At 49.8% G+C, this 19,084-nt stretch carries 16 protein-coding genes; 8 read left to right on the top strand and 8 right to left on the bottom strand.

All coding sequences use genetic code 11. From position 1 onward, the window contains the following. The first annotated feature begins 466 nt into the window (after nt 1-466). Nucleotides 467-1,744 (top strand): PTS ascorbate transporter subunit IIC, encoded by a 1,278-nt coding sequence (locus tag EDC52_RS00695; RefSeq protein ID WP_131863348.1) that lies wholly within the window; start codon nt 467-469, stop codon nt 1,742-1,744. Between the two features lie 194 nt (nt 1,745-1,938). Here the strand turns inward: EDC52_RS00695 and EDC52_RS00690 are convergent, their stop codons facing one another. Beyond that, complete coding sequence (locus tag EDC52_RS00690) at nt 1,939-3,042, bottom strand: tyrosine-type recombinase/integrase (protein ID WP_131863347.1); 1,104 nt, start codon at nt 3,040-3,042, stop codon at nt 1,939-1,941. A 245-nt stretch (nt 3,043-3,287) separates the two neighbouring features. Here EDC52_RS00690 and EDC52_RS00685 point away from each other — a divergent pair, with 245 nt between their 5' ends. Continuing rightward, nucleotides 3,288-3,560, top strand: coding sequence for a DUF3811 domain-containing protein (locus tag EDC52_RS00685; RefSeq protein ID WP_131863346.1), 273 nt, complete (start codon nt 3,288-3,290; stop codon nt 3,558-3,560). Between the two features lie 54 nt (nt 3,561-3,614). Here EDC52_RS00685 and dcp read toward each other — a convergent pair whose 3' ends face one another. Beyond that, complete coding sequence (gene dcp, locus EDC52_RS00680; RefSeq protein WP_131863345.1) at nt 3,615-5,678, bottom strand: peptidyl-dipeptidase Dcp; 2,064 nt, start codon at nt 5,676-5,678, stop codon at nt 3,615-3,617. A gap of 381 nt (nt 5,679-6,059) precedes the next feature. On the opposite strand from dcp, the gene EDC52_RS00675 reads away from it, so the two are divergent. Beyond that, nucleotides 6,060-7,118: an aldo/keto reductase gene (locus tag EDC52_RS00675; RefSeq protein ID WP_131863344.1), complete on the top strand. Its 1,059-nt coding sequence runs from the start codon at nt 6,060-6,062 to the stop codon at nt 7,116-7,118. Between the two features lie 63 nt (nt 7,119-7,181). Beyond that, nucleotides 7,182-7,931 (top strand): bifunctional NADP-dependent 3-hydroxy acid dehydrogenase/3-hydroxypropionate dehydrogenase YdfG, encoded by a 750-nt coding sequence (gene ydfG / locus EDC52_RS00670; protein ID WP_131863343.1) that lies wholly within the window; start codon nt 7,182-7,184, stop codon nt 7,929-7,931. A 33-nt stretch (nt 7,932-7,964) separates the two neighbouring features. Here ydfG and EDC52_RS00665 read toward each other — a convergent pair whose 3' ends face one another. Continuing rightward, a complete protein-coding gene (locus EDC52_RS00665) occupies nt 7,965-8,297 on the bottom strand; it encodes a YnfA family protein (protein WP_131863342.1) in 333 nt (110 codons plus the stop codon). A 134-nt stretch (nt 8,298-8,431) separates the two neighbouring features. On the opposite strand from EDC52_RS00665, the gene EDC52_RS00660 reads away from it, so the two are divergent. Next, complete coding sequence (locus EDC52_RS00660; RefSeq protein ID WP_131863341.1) at nt 8,432-8,776, top strand: DUF1283 domain-containing protein; 345 nt, start codon at nt 8,432-8,434, stop codon at nt 8,774-8,776. Nucleotides 8,777-8,850: 74 nt separating this feature from the next. Beyond that, nucleotides 8,851-9,123, top strand: coding sequence for a DUF1161 domain-containing protein (locus tag EDC52_RS00655; protein WP_131863340.1), 273 nt, complete (start codon nt 8,851-8,853; stop codon nt 9,121-9,123). A 24-nt stretch (nt 9,124-9,147) separates the two neighbouring features. Here the strand turns inward: EDC52_RS00655 and EDC52_RS00650 are convergent, their stop codons facing one another. The 4 genes from EDC52_RS00650 to EDC52_RS00635 form a co-directional block, all read right to left on the bottom strand. Further along, nucleotides 9,148-10,653, bottom strand: a complete 1,506-nt coding sequence (locus EDC52_RS00650; RefSeq protein WP_131863339.1) for an MDR family MFS transporter — start codon at nt 10,651-10,653, stop codon at nt 9,148-9,150. A gap of 117 nt (nt 10,654-10,770) precedes the next feature. Next, nucleotides 10,771-11,460, bottom strand: a complete 690-nt coding sequence (gene bioD / locus EDC52_RS00645; RefSeq protein WP_131863338.1) for a dethiobiotin synthase — start codon at nt 11,458-11,460, stop codon at nt 10,771-10,773. A gap of 190 nt (nt 11,461-11,650) precedes the next feature. Beyond that, nucleotides 11,651-12,868, bottom strand: a complete 1,218-nt coding sequence (mlc, locus tag EDC52_RS00640; RefSeq protein WP_131863337.1) for a sugar metabolism global transcriptional regulator Mlc — start codon at nt 12,866-12,868, stop codon at nt 11,651-11,653. 449 nt (nt 12,869-13,317) lie between these two features. Then, nucleotides 13,318-14,358, bottom strand: a complete 1,041-nt coding sequence (locus tag EDC52_RS00635; protein ID WP_131863336.1) for an ElaD/SseL family deubiquitinase — start codon at nt 14,356-14,358, stop codon at nt 13,318-13,320. A 487-nt stretch (nt 14,359-14,845) separates the two neighbouring features. On the opposite strand from EDC52_RS00635, the gene EDC52_RS00630 reads away from it, so the two are divergent. Then, the gene (locus tag EDC52_RS00630; RefSeq protein WP_230467940.1) at nt 14,846-16,078 is read left to right on the top strand and encodes an MFS transporter; all 1,233 of its coding nucleotides are present in this window, start codon (nt 14,846-14,848) and stop codon (nt 16,076-16,078) included. A gap of 6 nt (nt 16,079-16,084) precedes the next feature. Here EDC52_RS00630 and EDC52_RS00625 read toward each other — a convergent pair whose 3' ends face one another. After that, nucleotides 16,085-17,737 carry a hypothetical protein gene (locus tag EDC52_RS00625; RefSeq protein ID WP_131863334.1) on the bottom strand — a complete coding sequence of 551 codons (1,653 nt, stop codon included), beginning with the start codon at nt 17,735-17,737 and terminating at the stop codon, nt 16,085-16,087. Between the two features lie 362 nt (nt 17,738-18,099). Here EDC52_RS00625 and tus point away from each other — a divergent pair, with 362 nt between their 5' ends. Then, the gene (tus, locus tag EDC52_RS00620; protein ID WP_131863333.1) at nt 18,100-19,032 is read left to right on the top strand and encodes a DNA replication terminus site-binding protein; all 933 of its coding nucleotides are present in this window, start codon (nt 18,100-18,102) and stop codon (nt 19,030-19,032) included. The last annotated feature ends 52 nt before the right edge of the window (nt 19,033-19,084 follow it).

Genomic DNA, 19,084 nt, shown 5'->3' with positions numbered 1-19,084 from the left:
AAGTGTTGTTTTTCTAAAAGCAGGAATATAATTTTCATTTGGTTCCACGTTTGGATAGACATGGTTGCTTGCCATTTGAAAAGGAACTCCATTATATAAGATTTTATTGGTCTGATAATACTGCATCCAAGTTATTACTATTTTAATTAAAAATGGAGATAAATTAATCATTGTATGAGTTTGGTTTAATCATAAAAGATATAGCAAAGAAAAAAATCAATGACACTCTACTATAATAATAACTTCACAACAGTTTAACAGCTGAGGCCATTTTTTATTACTGTTTTTAAACATTTCAAACGAAACGTTGTTTTATAAAGATTAAAACATTATTCCTTTTGTGATGAGCTTATCAGTTGCTTTTCGATGGGCAGTGATAATATCCTTTCCCTATTTTGGGTAAAACTGAATTTATGACACGCCTATCAATTGGCATCGAACAGTAGTACTTCATAGGATCATCAGAATGGATATACTTTTAGGGTTAGTAAAAACACCCGCTGTAATCATTGCGATCGTTGCTTTTTTGGGTCTGTTATTCCAAAAAGCCTCAGTTTCAAGACTCATTACTGGCACATTTTTGTCGTTCATTGGCTTTACTATGATAAAAGTCGGCGGCAGCATTTTAATGAAGGTACTTACTGCCTTTAGCTCTCTCTTTTCCAACGCATTTAACATCATTGGGGTAGTCCCAAGCAATGAAGCTATTATGGCGGCAACCATCGACAAGCTTGGTGCTACTGCAGCACTTATCCTGTTGTTTGCGATGATATTAAATATTTTACTGGCGCGTTTTACCCGATTTAAGTATATCTACCTGTCACTGCATCTGGTTTTATTCATGGCATTTGCGCTTACCGCTGTATTGATGCAGTTTGGTTTCAGTAACTACCAGATGATAATTATTGCATCGATACTGATCGGCTGTTACATGGCAGTATCCCCTTATATTCTCAGCAGATTCAGTCGTGAAATTATTGGTTCTAATGAATACGCCATCTCCCATGCCGCCATTACTTCGTATGTTATTGGCTCTTATATGGGTAAATGGTTCGGCAACAAAAAAACCGATACGGAACATCTTCGTATCAGTAGTCAATTTGATTTCATTCGCGAGCCTAATATAGCAACCTTATTGACTATGCTGATACTGCTACTGATCTCCTGCATTTTCGCGAGCCAGCCGCAAATCAAAGATGCCATGACCTTGGTGTATGGTGCCGGCGCGGCTGATAAAAATGTGGTGATATTTATATTGGAGCAGTCAGCTATCTTTGCTTGTGGCCTTTATTTGGCCAAAGCTGGGGTGAATTTGTTTACCGCTGAAATAGTCCCGGCATTTAAAGGGTTTGCCCGCGTGTTTGCCCCCGGCGCGGTACCTGCTGTCGACGTTATGGTGCTGTTTACCAAGGCTCCCAATGCTACGTTAATAGGGTTTCTCATCAGCTTTGCTGTTGAGCTTATCTGTATATTTATATTCCCGTTTATCGGATTACCGATTATCGTACCGGGCATCATGGCAAGCTTTATTACCGGTGGGGCCGCTGCCATATTTGGTAATGCTACTGGTGGTTTCCGTGGAGCGGTGATCGCTAGCGGCATCAATGGCTTGCTTCTTTGCGTGTTGCCTGCGTTGACCTTGCCTATCTTCTCCCAATTGGGCGCGCATGGCGTGACCTTTGCTGACCCCGACTTTACCCTGCCCTCTTTGATACTCGACTATATTCTTCAATTGTTTTACTGAGTATCAGCGTGTGTACGCCTGAATAAATCAAGCGTACACGCGCAAGACGCCTCACTCTGCTTGAAGGGTGGCGCTTATCATTCTGGACATATCCCACGCTAAAGCTGTTATTTGCACAAGCTGACTTTACATCGTGGTAACCTTAAAAAGGCGCGAGACGCCTTTTCGGCTTTCACCGCGCGGCTGCGGTTTCACTAAACTATCGTATGTAACAATGACGTTGTCGGCATGCTGAGCGGTACCCCGTCATAATGATGTTTAACTTCTCTGTAGCTATCATGATGGATGATACGGGAAATTTCCTCTGACAGTGCCGTCAGCGCCTGCATCATCTGGGGCAGGTAATCATGCCGATCATAGATACGATCAATTCCCTCCAAGGCATGGTTCATTATTTTACGGGCTACATCATTACTGATGCCCAGCGCAGCCAAACGGGTTCGCGCGGTACGGCGCAGGTCCCTCGGAGTAAATGCCGGCAATGAAAACTGGCTTTTATCACGGATCATTCTTCTCAGCGCCTGGGTAATGGCGCCTCTGGACAATGGCGATGAAGGATCTTTTGGTGACGGGGCTAGCCAGGGGCTGTCCCAGTGATTGGCGGCATCCAGTCGTTGAATACACAGCGCCATTAACGGGCTTATCGGCAATGTATGATCGCGCTGGGATTTATTACGCGTACCCTGGTGCCAAATGCCCTGCTCCAGCATAAATTCTTCACGCTTGGCCTTAAGCACTTCATCAGGCCGGCGGGCGCTGACTAAACAAAGTCGCAGCGTCCAGCGACATTGTTCAGAAAGCGCCCATTGATCCAGCCCATGCCAGAAAACCCAGATTTCAGCATCGGAAAGCACCCGCTGCCGTGGCGGTTTATTATTGCCGCCTACATCCCGGCGTTTCATCGACGACAAAGGCGAGCTGGCCATATATCCTTGGTTTTCCGCCCAGCTAAGAAATTGTTTCGACAAGGCGAAGGTGCGCTTGGCTGCTGAAATTTTGCCTTCAGCCAGTAAGGCGTTAAACATGCGGTTTAGCGTTAACCGATTAAGACCATCCAGCCGATCATTACCAATATAGGGCAGGATATGATTGACCACCGAGGCAACGGCAATCTCTGGCCGGCGGCGAGTCAGTAACAATGAAAGCTTGATCCACAATTTGATAACCTGGCTCACGGTACCGTCATCACCAAAGTTATCCATCTCATGCAGTTTGGCCTGCCTGATGGAATCCAGGTAATTGATCACATGACGGCCTACATTGTCCGAGGCGTTATCGAGTCCTTGTATTGGCGGCATGCTCACCCATTCCTTGTCCTGATTTTTCTGCCGCTACCCTACCAGCTGCGGTCTTAAGGTTCAAAGGGTTTGTGACTCCAGACTTCTAAGGTATGGAGTCACAATGAATGTGCTGTGTGGCTGCTTTGGCGTTTATGACGGGCAATGTTACTGTAGGAATGAGGATACAAGACAGGTGTTTTTTTGCTGAGTCAGTGTTGATTTTCCATTACAATAGAAGTCCTTTCCATAATAAGGTCGAACTCATGCCCACTACCAAGCTGACGCAGAAAGATATGACGGAAAGCGAGCAACGCCAGCTCAAGACATTGCTCGATCAGGCGAGAAAATCTCACGGTCGGCCATTGACCAACAGTGAGAACAACCGTATCAAAGATGATTACATCGCCAAGCTGACTGCCGAGCGGGAAGTGATTGCCAAAAAAACCAGGGCTGAGCAGAAGAAAAAGAAACTCAAGCCGGATATATCCTCCACCTATGAATGGTCGGCCAATATGCACTCGCGCGGCCGCCGCTAACCCCCGGATGCAAGCGGGGAGAGGCTCCCCGTTCGCCCTTCCTTTTGCCTGCGATTACGCTATATTCAAGCCCCGATGTTTAAGCATCGGTTCAATAGTTGCTTCCTGCCCGCGCCAATTCAGATAAAGCCTGGCTAAATCTTCACTGTTACCTCTAGACAAAATCATTTGTCGGAAACGCTGTCCATTCTCAGGTGTTAATCCGCCCTGCTGCTGTATCGCCTGATAAGCATCATCTGCCAGCATTTGAGTCCACAGATAAGCATAATATCCCGCACCGTAGCCTCCTCCCCAAATATGCTGGAAATAGCTTGTACGGTAACGGGGCGGTAAAAAAGGTAAATCAATTATTTCCTGGGACAGCGCGGCGGCTTCAAATTGATTGATATCCTGGAGCGGCTCAGCGGCATCGATATGGTGCCAGTGCATATCCAGTAACGCGGCTGACAGCAATTCTGTCATTTCATAGCCCTTGTTAAAGGTTGATGATTGCCTGATTTTTTCAATCAACGCTGCCGGCATCGGTTCGTTGGTCTGATAGTGGCGGGCATAATGGGAAAAAACCGTGGGTTCTTCAGCCCAGTGTTCATTGAACTGGGAGGGGAATTCAACAAAGTCCCGCGGGGTGGCGGTGCCTGACAGGCTGGGATAGCGCTGGCTGGCAAAAATACCGTGCAAGGCATGGCCAAATTCATGGAATAGGGTTATGACATCATCAAAGCTGAGTAATGCCGGCAGCCCGGCTGCCGGCCGGGGAAAATTGGCGACATTGTAAATGACCGGGCGGGTGCCAAGCAGTGACGATTGATCAACGAAATTACCCATCCATGCCCCACCGCTTTTATTGGACCGGGCAAACAGATCGGCATAAAACAGGGCAATGGCGGTGCCATCGGCATCAAAAACTTCGTAGACGTGCACATCCGGATGGTAAACCGGAATATCGTCTCGCGCGGTAAACCGTAAGCCATACAGCCGCTGCGCGGCATAAAATACCCCCTCTTCCAGCACCCGGTTAAGCTCAAACCAGGGCTTAAGCTGGGCATCGGTAAGATTGAATTTTTCTTTCCGCACCTGTTCAGCATAATAAGACCAGTCACAGGCGGAAATGTGGTAGTGCGGATTTTCTCGCTGACCAACGTCGGCGATGTCCTTGGCTTCGCCGATTGCCCGGGCTGTTGCCGCCGGCACAATACGCCGCATAAAGTCCATTGCCGCTTCAGGGGTTTTCGCCATCTGGTCGGCCAGTTTCCACTGGGCGTAATTTTTAAACCCCAGCAATTTAGCCTGCTGAGCACGAATCTGTGCCAAACGGGCTATCAGTGGTCGCGTATCATTTTCATCGCCTTTTTCTGCCCGCTTAACCGAGGCATCAAACAGCGCCTGTCGAGTAACGGCATCAGACAGGCTGGCCTGCAGTGGCTGCTGGGTGGTATTCTGCAGTACCAGCATCCATTGATGTTCAAGTCCTCTATCAGCCGCCGCCTGGGCCGCCGCCGCCAGTTCAGCCTTATTCAATCCCGCCAGATCCTGTTGGCGACTGACGGCCAGTGCCCCGTCGCGCGTGGCGGTCAGCAAATGCTGCTGAAAACGCGTGCTGAGGGTCGCGGCTTCCTGATTAAGCGCCTGAAGCTGTTGCCTGACGGCCTGGGACAATCGGGCTCCGGCAAGTTCATATTGCTGGAACGTGACTTCAATCAAGCGGTGGGATTCAGCGCTGAGAACCAGGCTGTCACGCTGAGAATAAACCTTTTCCAAACGCGAAAACAATATGGGATTCAAGCGAATAGCATCTTGCATCTCGGCCAGCTTTGCAGAATATACCGCCTCGATTGCCTGTAATCCATCGCTGGTATTGGCCGATGTCATCGCATAAAAGGCGCTGAGTACTCGCTTGAGCATATCGCCGGATTGTTCCATTGCCAGAAACGTATTTTCAAAATCCGGCTCGGCGGTGGATTGTGAAATCTGCTCGACCTCGGCCAAATAGCGCTTGATGCCTTCTTCAATTGCTGGACCATAATGATGCTCTTTTATCAGATCGAATGGCGGGGCCTGATAGGGCAAATCGCTTGCCTGAGAGAAGGGATTATCAAAGAGCGGTATATGTGGTGCCATGTTTTGCTCCTAGTGCATTATACAGGGCAATTATTGTGACGCTGTCACTTTCAACGGCGGACTACTCCATCAAAATTAGCGTAATGTGTTGTAATTAATTCATCGCCTGGGTACACCAAGCACCAAGTAACATAGCAATGCTATGATAATCGCGAAACGCGTTTAAGTCCTATGCAATACGGCCTTTAATTAGTGCAGATAATCTGCAAAATTACACTATTAGTGCGCCAGATTATGACATGCGTCCAACAGGATTGCCGAATCGTCTACCGCGCTGGCGCTAGGGGCTTGGGCATTTTACCCACGGTTACTGTATGCTCAGTAATGTAGATCCGACGAATACCTTTACTCACCTATACCTATAAAGAGAGGACTCATTCTATGGAATACCGTCAATTGGGTCGTTCAGGTTTGAAAGTGTCTGTTCTAAGCCTGGGGACCATGACCTTCGGCGGCAAAGGAAAATTTGCCAAAGTTGGCGACACTGGCGTAGCTGAAGCCCGGCGTCAGATCGATATCTGCCTGGAGGCTGGCGTCAATTTGATTGATACCGCCGACGTCTACTCCCAGGGCGCGTCAGAAGAAATTATCGGTGAAGTGCTCAAAGCCAAACGTAACAATGTGTTGATTGCTTCCAAAGCGCGTTTTCCTATGGGCGATGGCCCCAATGAGCGGGGATCTTCCCGGCACCATTTGATTCGCGCCTGCGAGGCCAGCCTTAAGCGCTTGCAGACCGACCATATTGATCTATACCAACTGCATGAATGGGATGGACTGACACCGTTGGAAGAAACCTTGTCTGCTCTTGATCATCTGGTAAGCAGCGGTAAAGTGCGCTATATCGGCGTGTCCAACTTCTCTGGCTGGCATATCATGAAAACCCTGGGTGTTTCAGAGCGCCTGAATCTGATTCGTCCGGTGAGTCAGCAGATCCATTATTCTTTGCAGGCGCGGGAAGCTGAATATGAACTATTACCGGTCAGCCGCGACCAGGGACTGGGGGTAATGGTATGGAGCCCGCTGGCAGGTGGACTGCTGTCGGGAAAATACCGGCGTAATCAAACCCCCGAAGGTAATACCCGGCATCTTGAAGAATGGAACGAGCCACCGATTTATAACCAGGATGCACTCTATGATATCGTTGACGTGTTGGTGAGTATCGCGGAGGAACGCCAAGTCTCCGCTGCTCAGGTGGCCCTGGCATGGCTCTTGAATCAGCCGGTCGTTAGCTCGGTGATTATCGGTGCGCGCACAGATATCCAGTTGAAAGACAATCTCCAGGCCGCCAATCTGGTGCTGAACAATCAGGAAATCGAAAGGCTGTCGGCAGTCAGTCGTCCGCCGCTGGTCTACCCTTACTGGCACCAGGCCCAGACTGCGCCAGATCGGTTGTCGCCAGCCGATCTGGCTCTTATCGCGCCCTACCTGCGCAATGCGTAAATCTGGCTGTAACAGGCTGGCGACAGACCGGCCTGGTTTGTAACTACTGATAAGGAATATTCGATGATTATATTTGTAACTGGCGCAACCGCAGGTTTTGGCGAAGCCATCACCCGGAAATTTGTCGCTACTGGCCATAAAGTCATCGCCACAGGACGCCGCCAGGAGCGTCTTGACGCGTTGAAAGCGGAGTTGGGCGATGCCCTTTTCCCGCTCAAACTTGACGTGCGCGATCGTCAGGGCATCATCAACGCGGTAGACAGTTTGCCCCAGGAATGGCAGGCAGTGGATGTGCTGGTGAACAATGCCGGCCTGGCTTTGGGCATGGGGCCGGCCCAGAGTGCTGATCTTGATGACTGGGAAAAAATGATCGACACCAATAATAAAGGGCTGGTATATATGACCCGCGCCTTGTTGCCGGGGATGGTCGAGCGTCGACGTGGCCACGTTGTCAATCTGGGGTCAACCGCCGGACGCTGGCCTTATGCGGGAGGTAATGTTTATGGGGCGACTAAAGCCTTCACCCGCCAGTTTAGCCTGAATTTGCGCACCGATCTGGTGGGTACCAAGGTCCGGGTCACCGATATTGAGCCGGGGCTGGTCGGCGGGACTGAATTCTCTGCGGTGCGTTTTAAAGGTGACGGACAGCAAGTAGAGAACACCTATAAAAATGCCGATCCCCTGATGCCAGATGACATCGCTGAGGCGATTTTCTGGGTGACCACCCTGCCGGCGCATGTGAATATCAACGTATTGGAAATGATGCCGGTAAATCAATCGTTTGCCGGTCTGAGCGTGCATCGCGACAGCTGATACAGTGACGCTTGCCGGTTGAGGCCGCAGGCTTCAGCCGGCCTGTTTCGACCAACCTGATATAATGATGATGACCCCGGCAAATGCAACCCCGCCGCCAAACCAGTCCTGACCAGATAATTTCACTCCATCGATGAACCTAAGCCATAGCAGAGCTGTCAATATATAGACCCCACCGTAAGCGGCATAAACCCGTCCGCTGGCTGCCGGGTGCAGCATCAGCAAGCTGACAAAGGTGACCAGGCTTATACCGGCAGGTATCAGTAAAACCACACTTGCCCCTTTCTTGAGCCATAGCCAGGGAAGGTAGCAGCCTATAATCTCAGCCAGGGCGGTGGCGAAAAATAACATCAATGTTTGAAACATGCAGGTCAGTTCTCTGAAATCTGCTGAAATGATTGGCGTGGTTTTCTCCCACCCGGCAATGCTATGATCAGGAAATACTGCTGCGCAATCAGCGGCTGTTACCTATCAATGATAAGATCTTTAAGGACTTCATTATGAAAATATTACCTTTCCCAGGCCTGCTTTATTCAGTGCTGGCAGCAGCGCTATGCAGTATCTCAGCCAGCAGCCTGGCTGCTACTACCAATTCCAATCAGCATATCATCATTGATTCAGGAACTTCTATTGAATCCTCGCGCCAGAATAAAGAACAATGGAATGCGACGCAATCGCTGCGCAGCAAAGTGAACCAGCGGGTTGAGAAAGATTTTGATCAATACGATCGTTCGGTTGATTTGCAACAGAAATGTACCAACAGCGACAATCTTAATGCTTATTGGGAAAGCAACAGCGGACGCTGCCTCGACCGACGCACCGGCCGCAGCCTGATGGCACCCTGATTTTCTGGTTACGGATTCAAGTAACGCTGCTATCCTTGTTATGCGGCACTTCATTCTCTGAAAAGGATATAAAGATGAAGAAATTACTGATGGCCTGCGCAGCGATAGCTGGTTTATTCCCTTTGCTGGCCCAGGCATCGTGCGAAAGTGTTAAAACCGATATCAGCCATAAGATTATTGCCAATGGCGTTGCTGAATCCGATTTTTCGCTGGATATACTGCCTAACGATCAGGCATCGTCTACTGGGGGGCAAGTGGTTGGACACTGTGAGAATGACTCGCAGAAAATTGTCTATACCCGCAGCGCGGAAAGCGCGTCGGCAACCGACGACGCCCCTGCCCCCTGAATTTCACGCCTGCTGGGGGCGACGTCACTGCCCCCTTTTATCCAAAGTTTTGCTTATGCTGCCCGATTGCGGGAATGTATGGCGTGGTATCAGGTTTGCGGAATATAAGGCAAAGATGGATATCAGCAGCGCTACGCCGAAGACCCATTGCAGCGACTCAGCTACCTGACCCATCATATCGGCAGCAGTCGTGCCGGCGTCACCCTGGCCGGAAGCCCGATCAATCAAGCGCTGTATCGGATCAGCTACAGTTGGCAGTCGTTGATGCAGATTCAAATTCAGGGTCGCGCCCAGCACGGCAGTTCCGAGCGCCTGACCTAGCATGCGGGTAAACATCGTTGAGGCAGTGGCGATGCCCCGATGTCGGAACTCAGCTTCATTTTGCACTGAAACCAGAAAGGTCGTATTACTCATCCCCATGCCGGTGCCAATGATAAATGCGGCTAACCGGGCATAGCCTATGCTGGTTTCCGGTGTGAGTAACAGCAGCATGCCACATCCGGCAATCAGCAGTAACGCGCCGGTGAAGGCGGTAAAACGATATGATGTCCGGAGCATGATCCGGCCGCTTAGCGTGCTGGCCAGCGGCCATCCCAATGACATCACCGCCAGCGTCCAACCGGCATCCAGCGTACTGGCCCCCATTACTGCCTGCAGATAGGTAGGCAAAAAGGCGGCAATACCCATCATGGCGGCACCGATAATCAGACCGCCGACATTGCCGGCCACGATAATCTTGCTGCGCCAAAGTGCCAGCGGAAACAAAGGAGACGCGACTCTTTTTTCCTGGCGCACCAACAGCCAGCCGTTAAGCAGTGAAAACAGCACCAGAGGAACGAGCCATAATCCCAACAGCGACGACTGTAGCAAGGCGACCAGCAGACTACTGATCGCCAGCGTCAGGTAAACAATGCCGGTAGTATCCAGTGAAGGCGCTTTGACGCTTTTTTCCATCGATGGCAGGAAAACAAAAATCAGTAGCAGTGACATGACTCCCAGGGGAACATTGACCCAGAAAACCCCGGACCAATGATAATGCTCAACGATAAATGCCCCCATCAGCGGGCCGATGATGGCAGAGATGGCCCACACACTGGAAAGATAGCCCTGGGTTTTGGCTCTTTCCTCAGGATTATAAACATCGGCGACGATGGTTGTGGCCAGCGGCGTAATAGCGCCGGCACCGATACCCTGCAGCGCCCTGAAAACGATGAGCCAAAGCATGCTGGCGGAAAAGCCACACATCACTGACCCGGCCAGAAACAACATGGCGCCGGCATAAAATACCGGCTTGCGGCCGTAAAGATCTGCCAGCCTACCGTAGATGGGAACGGTAATCGCCTGAACCACCAGATAAATGGCAAATACCCATGCCAGATAATCAAATCCGCCAAGTTCGGCAATGATGGTCGGCATGGCGGTAGCGACAATGGTGACTTCGATTGCGGCCATGAACATGGCCAGCATGCAGGCGAGCAAAATCCATTTTTTATTGGCCTTTTTCAGGCACTTAGGCGTGGTGTTAATCATATTTCCCTGACTGCCGTGCTATAAGTGATAGTAATTATAACAGCACGGCAAATAACGGCCATGACCCGGGTTTTCCTTTACAAGGAAAGTGCCCCGACGCCGTAAGGACGTTATGGTTCAGGCAGTGAGCCGGGCTTTAAGCGCCATGACCGCGCTAAGGTCAACATAGCCTGCCAGGTTTCGTTGCTGAGCTCGCGGCAGATAAGGTAATTCCCCTATTTGCGGGGCAGGAATTTTCTTCCTCAAAACCTCCAGCACTTCGGCATAATGCGCCAGCCCGGGATTGATACGATTTGCTACCCAGCCAACCAGCCTCAAGCCATCAGTTGCGATCGCCTGGGCAGTCAAAATAGCATGGTTGATACAGCCGGTCTGTATACCTATCACCATCACGACCGGTAATTTTTCATGGACTACCCACTCTGAATAAGATCGGTAATCCGGTAAAATTGATTGCCAGCCGCCATGACCATCGATGATTACCGTCTGGGCCTGGCGGGATAATTGATGCAGCCCGTTACTCATCAATGCGAAATCCATTGGTTCACCATTATAGATGCCTCGCATGTCGCCAGGTAAGGTAACGGGACTGATTTCACGATAGGGCCGGATCGGATCCGATAAGGATTGCAGCAGCAGGGCATCCTGATTACGCCAGCCATCTGCGGTGAGTTTATCGCCAGTCGCAACCGGTTTATACCCTACAGCCGAATGATTCAGCGCGGCCAGATGCTGTAACAGTGCCTGGCTTACCACGGTTTTGCCGACGGCGGTATCCGTACCTGTTACAAATAAATATTTCAACATGACAACTCCCGTCGCGTCCATTCGACATCAAGTAAATAGGTGAACGTGTAAGTTGAAATGTAAACTATCCGCTGTCTGACCGGCTTGCGTTAGCGCAATATTTTATCGCTCTGGCTAATTTCTACAAAAATTAGAAGGTTTTCTTCAAATTTATTTTAATCGTGTTAAAGCAACGGTGGCTGTTACGCCGTTATCCCTGTAGCAGCTTTAACAACAAAGACCCGTCATAGAGCGCATTTTTTACCAGGGCGGCGGCAGGCATGGTGCCGTGATTTTGAAAAAAAGTGGACTCAACCATGATGTTTTTACTATAGTCAGGCAAGGATTGCCGTCTGATGCTGGCGGTAATAATGGGGAAAAGAATGTCTGACGCTTGATTCAGCGGCGAGCCGACCAGGATTTTTTTCGGATTGAAAAGGTTGACCATTACTGCCAGTACTCGACCAATACTGTTACCCACATCTTCGATAACTGACTGAGCCAGTGCGTCACCGGTCATGGCAGCGGCGCAAAGGGTATCAGTATCAAGCTCAACCCGGTTCAGTGAAGAGTCATCATTCAGCAGACGTTTATCGCGAACCTGTTCGAAGATGCTTTCAATACTGGCTACCGTTTCCAGGCAACCACGGTTGCCGCAGTAGCAAAGCTTGCCGCCGGGGTCGATCTGGGTATGCCCTATTTCGACCAGGCTTCTACTGGCGCCATGCAGCAACCGTCCACCGGTAATGACGCCTGCACCGACATTATGATCAATCACTATCTGGATGACATCACTGCAGCCTCGAGCCGCGCCACTCAACGCTTCGGCCATTGTCCAGGCGCAAATATCGTGCTGCACGTAGACCGGTACGCCGATGTGATTGCCGAGATGCTCGGCGAGCATCAGGTCATGAACATCATACCATGGCATACGGTGAACTATGCCGGCCCCAGCATCTATGATGCCAGGCAGCGTTACCGCTACCGAGGTCAGCCTTTCGAGTTGCTGCTGGTGACGGATGAAGAACTGATCGATATGGGCGATCAGTCGTTCCATCAGCGACTCTGCTGCCAGTACCGGCAAGGTCAGGGTTTCTTCTACCACCAAGGCGCTGCTGAGATCGCGCAAGGCCAGGGTCAGGGTACCGTGACTGATGCGCACTGCGAGAAAATGCCAGGCGCGCGTATCGGTAATCAGCCCTATCGCCGGCCTGCCACGCAAGCCGTTTTCCTGGTATTCGGTTTCCATGACCAGATGGGCATCGAGCAACTCACGGGCTATTTTGGTAATACTGGCGGGAGCCAGGCGAGCCTCTTTAGATAAAGCAATCCGTGAAATGGGGCCATAGGAATCAATAAGCCGGTAAACTGAACCGATATTTGCCTGTCTGATCTGATCAATATGACCCGGTTGACCAATGCCAATCACTCAGACTGCTCCTGTTATTTTCGCGCTATGAAATAAATTGATGAGGTATGGTGAAACTTTTATTTTTTAACGTCAACTATTTGATTAGTTTTGTGATTTGTCGCACATAATTATCACAGGATTCGTCTAATTTACCGACATATCTATGCTTTCTTCAATCAAAATTTAACATAAATGTGGTGGCACAATGTTGGCCAGCAGACCCAGCCCAGGTTAAATGTGACAATCTCTGCCGCGCTGGCTGCCAGTTTGCGTCAGGGTTTAGCGCTAATTTTTGAGCAGTTTGAATTGAAGCAGGGTTAAGCCTGACTACCCATTTAAGTATGAAAGGGCAGCCTGGCATGGTCTGAGGGTTGATTTGTATCGTGTATCAGTTCGCTAGCTCGACGGCTAACACTTTAAGACTCTAAATGAAAACTTCCGGTAACACCAAACTATCAGAATGCCGGTCAGGCAATAATGCTCTGCGCCAAATGGTGCTCAAATAGCTGGCGTCGATACTCGATATTAAATATTGACTGCTCTTCGGCAGGTCGATTAACGAATTTTTCAGCGAAGCGTTCCAGGATAAGTACTGGATCGATGCCTTGAGCATCAGCGATCAAGTCCAGCGCCTTGGTAACGAATAGGCCACAGCCGTTGGGAACCAGGTCCTGGATATTTTTTTCAATGAAAGTAAAATCAATTTCATCTGTGACTCCAGCCATTTTTGCCGCATCAATCAGTTTGGCTTTTGTTGTTGAATCCAATTCTCCGGAAGAATTAAATACTACAGTCTTAATACTGCCACTTGATTCATCCTTATGTAGGCCAAACAATATCCAATGCCCGCCGGTATTCAGCGGGAAATATTCAGGCTTTTCTAGAAAATCCATATTAGTTATTTTGTCCGCAATTTGCGTGGACAGCAGATTTTCAGAAGTCTGCGCGCAGGTAAGTCCTATAGGGTAATTTAACGATAAGTGGTCGCCGCGCTGGGCTATATTTTTCATCGCTGCGTTGATATCATCTGTCGTAAGCATTCTGTTGCTGCCCCATAAATCATGCTCGGCAATTTGTTCATTTTGAGATTGCGCAATATTTTCACCCAACAGCACCTGGGTAAGCTCTCTTTTTTTAGTAACATCGCTCATGGCTGACCCTGCCAAATAAAGCAGTTTGGACCGGGAATGCAACTTGTGCATATCAACGTTATTGCTGGCTTTATCGGCGCAAGCCAAGTTATAAAGCACCAGACTCGCCTTCTGAATATCCGAATCACCCCCTAAGTAACTGGCACGTTTGCCTGCGAATAAGTCAAAGAGAATTCCCTCGGCCTGGGCTCCAATCGGGTCCTGGCGTAGCGCCAGATTAAGCAGAAGATCAATGCTTTTCAAATTGCCATTGGAAGCGGATTGAGTTAAATCCTCGAGTGTTCGCTCTTCTAGTGTGTCGGTAAATAAACTGCTGAATTGGCAATTAGTCAATTGATAATTTATAGCTACATCCATGTTACATCATTCCCTTTTGATATTATTTTTTAAAATCATAGGTTCGGCTTTACTTATCAGCAGATTTTAGCCGCTATCATCTATTTATTATTTACGGCGGTATCATCCCATGCTTGTATCACACGGGTATTTCACATTTAGCTTTTAGGGCTGGCAGTTGCGTTTAGCTTGTTGATTAATAGTTTAATGAAGCAACGTCAGAGCAATTAAGCGCGGCCCGTATGGGTAAGGCTGATGACTGAGGCTATTCAAGAACCCTGTCGACTTTGGCTTCAATCCCCACATCCAGGCAGCAAGGCAGCAAGGCAGTCAACCTCTGACATTTGATGTTCAGCGGCCTAAATCAATTTTCTCATAGACAATAAAATTACATAACCCTATGCTTTCTTGACTTTACTCGCTACAGCACCCCGGTTTTCAGTAATAAGGAATCATTGTGGACACCCTTCCAAGCGCTTCAGCTGATAAAAATCACCCGGCTGACAAAGTGCCATATGCCAAAACAACCACCGCTAAACAACCCTATATAAAACGGGGCACCCCGCGATTTATTCAGGTCACCCTGGCACTTTTTTCTGCTGGACTGGCGACATTCGCCCTGCTCTACTGCGTTCAACCTATCCTGCCGGTGCTGTCCGACGATTTTGGCATTTCGCCGGCGACCAGCAGTCTTTCTCTGTCGGTAGCGACCGGCATGATGGCGCTCGGCCTGCTGGCGACCGGCCCGCTTTCAGATGCAGTCGGCCGCAAATCGGTCATGGTGGTCTCGTTATTGTTGGCCTCAGCCTTTACCTTGTTCAGCGCATTCGCCAGCACGTGGGAAAGCATTTTGATTGCCAGAGCGTTAATCGGACTGTCCCTCAGTGGCGTCGCTGCTGTGGCAATGACCTATCTCAGTGAAGAGATACACCCAAGCGTGGTCGCCTTTTCGATGGGATTATATATTTCGGGTAACTCTATCGGTGGCATGAGCGGACGGCTGCTCAGCGGTGTGATGACCGATTTCTTTTCCTGGCGGGTCGCAGTGGGCGCGATCGGTTTGGTGGCACTCAGTGCCGCCATAATGTTCTGGCGTATCCTGCCGGCATCTAAGCATTTCCGTGCCACCTCCCTACGTCCCCATGTGCTGGCTATCAATATACGGCTGCATTTCAGGGATGCGGGTCTGCCGCTGTTATTTGTCATTGGCTTCCTGCTGATGGGGGCATTTGTCACACTGTTTAACTATATTGGCTATCGGCTGTTGGCGGCACCTTGGTCATTAAGCCAGGCGACGGTCGGGCTGCTGTCGGTCGTATATCTGACGGGATCTTACAGTTCGCCGAAAGCCGGCGCCTTGACCGCCATCTATGGTCGCGGCAAAGTGATGCTGTTTTCGCTGCTGCTGATGCTTAGCGGCCTGCTGCTGACGCTGTTAAACCTGCTACCGTTTATTTTTGTTGGCATGATGCTGTTTTCGGGCGGATTTTTCGCCGCCCACGCGGTGGCCAGCGGCTGGATCGGGCTGAGAGCAAGGCGCGCCCGTGGCCAGGCCTCATCACTTTATCTGTTCTGCTATTATCTGGGATCCAGTACCGCCGGAACGTTGGGGGGGATTTTCTGGCACAGTTTTGCCTGGCCCGGGGTGGTGGCTTTTATTGCCACGTTGCTGATTGCGGCGGTTGGCGTTGCGTGGCGGTTACAAAAACTGACCGTGGTGACTGGGTTGACACCTCAATAGCCCACATCAGGCTGGCATAAAGCCGGGACCGTCAACCTGCGGAGCACGGCGCTGTGCCAGACTGTAAATAAATGCGATATAGCCCACAATAATAACCGCAGAACACAGGCAGTGGTTAAGCAGATTGCCTGATAACGGGGTGAAATCGGCCTTCTGCAAGGCAAATGAAAGCAGCACAGCGCTAACGACAACGGAATGGAGCAGAGAGGTTCTGGCCGCATTAACATTAAGAAATTGAAATCGACATTCAGCGGCACTTGGCCAGTGCCCGTTGCCAAGTCTTGGTCGGTCTAACCCATAGCGGAAACCTGGAATACTCCGCAGGGATAGAACAGCGTCATCGCCGTTTTTATACATCGCCAGAACAGCACTCCGTCGGCTATAGACAAATCTGGCCAACCCGCCAAATAGGTCATCATAGACTTCCACCACCGCATTCATCATCCCTGTCAGCACATCATGCTGCCAATGTGGCAGCAAAGACCGTAAAGCCGCTCGGTTAAGGGTATCCTGCCCTCCCTCGGTAGCAGAACGGCCGACACGCATCACATATGATGCGCCTGAATGAGGTGCCAGCAGGGTGATCAATTCTCCCAGCGCGACCTGGGCTGAGGCAAAACCAACAGCCGAAACCATCGTCCCTTTGATATTCTGCCCAGTATTATTATCCTGGATGGGAAAGAACAGCTGCGCTAAATCTCTGCTCAGGGTATAAATCAACATCTGAGGGGCTAAAGACGCCATTCTAGACAAGGGTTCTGGAGAAGTTGCAATAACCAGCGTAGCCAGCGTGCCTAAGGACAGGGCCAACATCACCGAGCGGGCAACGCGCGTCATACCGGTAGCAACCTGATGATGTTCATCGTTGATAAGACCGGCAATATTGAGCGCCGGACCGACCATTAGGGCTATCACGGCGAGTAGGTGGCGCACAGGCGAGGAACACAGACTGAGTTGCAGCATTTTTTCAAGGGCGAAACCGGTGACCTGGCGCAATACCGTGGTGACCGTAACGATAGCGCCGGTTCTCAGTCCGGCGGCCGCCAGATTACCGGCCCATCGGCGTCCGGCGCCAGCTTCGCCGGTATTGGCTAAAAAATCCCTTAACTGCGCTGCCGCGATCTCCAACTGATGAATTATTTCATTTCCAACTGCAAGACGCCGGACTCGGTTCCATGTGGATGGCACGCAGCATAACCCTTGGCGGACATCTTGCTGCTCAGTGCCAGGTTCATACCGTTTAAAATGTAGCTTAGGTTTTATAGCGGCCAGGTAATCAGCGTGCTTAAAGCGTTCAATCCACTCTGGCGACAATATGTTACCGGCCAGATAGACGTCTCTGATACCGGTTTTTTGGTAGAAAATGGCTGGTATCGAACTTAGCTGATTATCCTGGATATTCAGCGTAACAATATTTGCCGGCAATGCTTCTGGTAAGCTTCTCAAACCCAGATTTGACAGGTCAAGTTCTGATGAATTTCGCCGCATACAGTCCTGTACACGTTGGGCGGCAAGATCGCGCAATTCCGACGAACCCGGCGCCGCGGTTAGGTACCAGCTAAGCTGTTCCGGGTTTTCACCCTCCGCCGCGGTGGTTGAATTCATGCTGAGCGGCTGGTGTGCAACCTGAGTCAATGAATCATATTCACTGCTGATCATTGCTGATTCGTCCTGAAATTTATCGGGTTGTCTGGTTAGCGGATTAGGTCTGGATGTTAAACAGTACAAGAGAGCGATAATAAGGCAGTCGGATTGCAACACCCTATGTCCTCTGGTTTAATCCTCCACTGCCGCTCAGGCGTATTTTTTGCTGGATGAATAGGTTGCAGACGCTATATATAGGGTATGGTTGATGCCATCTTTGTTGTCTCATGGTATTGAGTTGGATTACAGTATAATGTATGTTGTAACTAATGGCATTAAGCTTAACCCCTGATGTCCTCCGCTATGCTATTTGATGTGGCTCAGAATACATACGCCGCATATCCCCTTAACGGCAGAATCAAAAGAGCGCTCCGCCTATGCAACCTATTGACTTGATAGACCGCTTAAATAATTGCTTTGATCAACTACAGTGTGGATTAAACGAGATGAATGATCTGATGCTGTCGCTTAAGCCCACGGTGGCCAGAGTATTTGTATTACCTGAAGTCGATAAAGGTGAAGAACATCAGCACATTTCTAAGATAGAAGTTACTCAGTTGGTCGGTCAAAAGGCCCGAGTAACAGGTTTAGCCCACTATAAGCGGATGTTTATTTATGACCAGAAGCAGAATACCAGCAGCAAAAGCGCGATTCGGCTGCCGGGTGCGCTGTGCTGGACTGTCGATAATGCCCAGTATCAGGCGGCGCTGGAAATTATTACCCGGATTAATTGCCTCAAGACTGAATTGATGAAATTGATTACCGTTGAATCCGCCCTGCCCCCTGAACAGCGCTTTGATTTTGTCCACCAGCACTTGCGCGGCTTGAAAACCTTAAGCGCCTATCGTTCGCTGCAGGTCATTACCGATCCCGATACGGTGCGATTCGGCTGGGCGAATAAGCAGATCATCAAGAACCTCACCCGTCAGGAAGTGCTGGCCATGCTGGGAAAGAGCCTGGAGGCCAAGCGCACTGTTCCCCCCTATAGTCGCGCACAGTGGAATGAGAAACTCAGGGAAGAAATTAATGCAGTCAGTAAATTGCCTCCTGATATCAAGTTGAAAATCAGACGCCCGGTAAAAGTTCAACCTATCGCTCGGGTGTGGTACCAGCAGCAGCAAAAGCAGATTCAGTATGCCTGCCCTTCACCTTTGCTTGTTCTCTGTCGCGGAAATGCCACCACCGCAGTGCCGATTGTCGGGGAGCTGTTGAATTACGACAGCGATAATATAGCGCATCGTCATAAACCAAAGTCCCAGCCTACGCGATTACTGCTTCCCAGACTGCACCTGTATGTTGCCGACGAATAAAGTACACAACGAAAACGGGTCATTATAATAGCGTAAACAGATCATTTTATTT

Source organism: Biostraticola tofi (genome assembly GCF_004343195.1).
GTDB lineage: Bacteria > Pseudomonadota > Gammaproteobacteria > Enterobacterales > Enterobacteriaceae > Biostraticola > Biostraticola tofi.
Note: the sequence above shows the minus strand (reverse complement) of the source record. Positions and strands in the feature narration are given on the sequence as shown.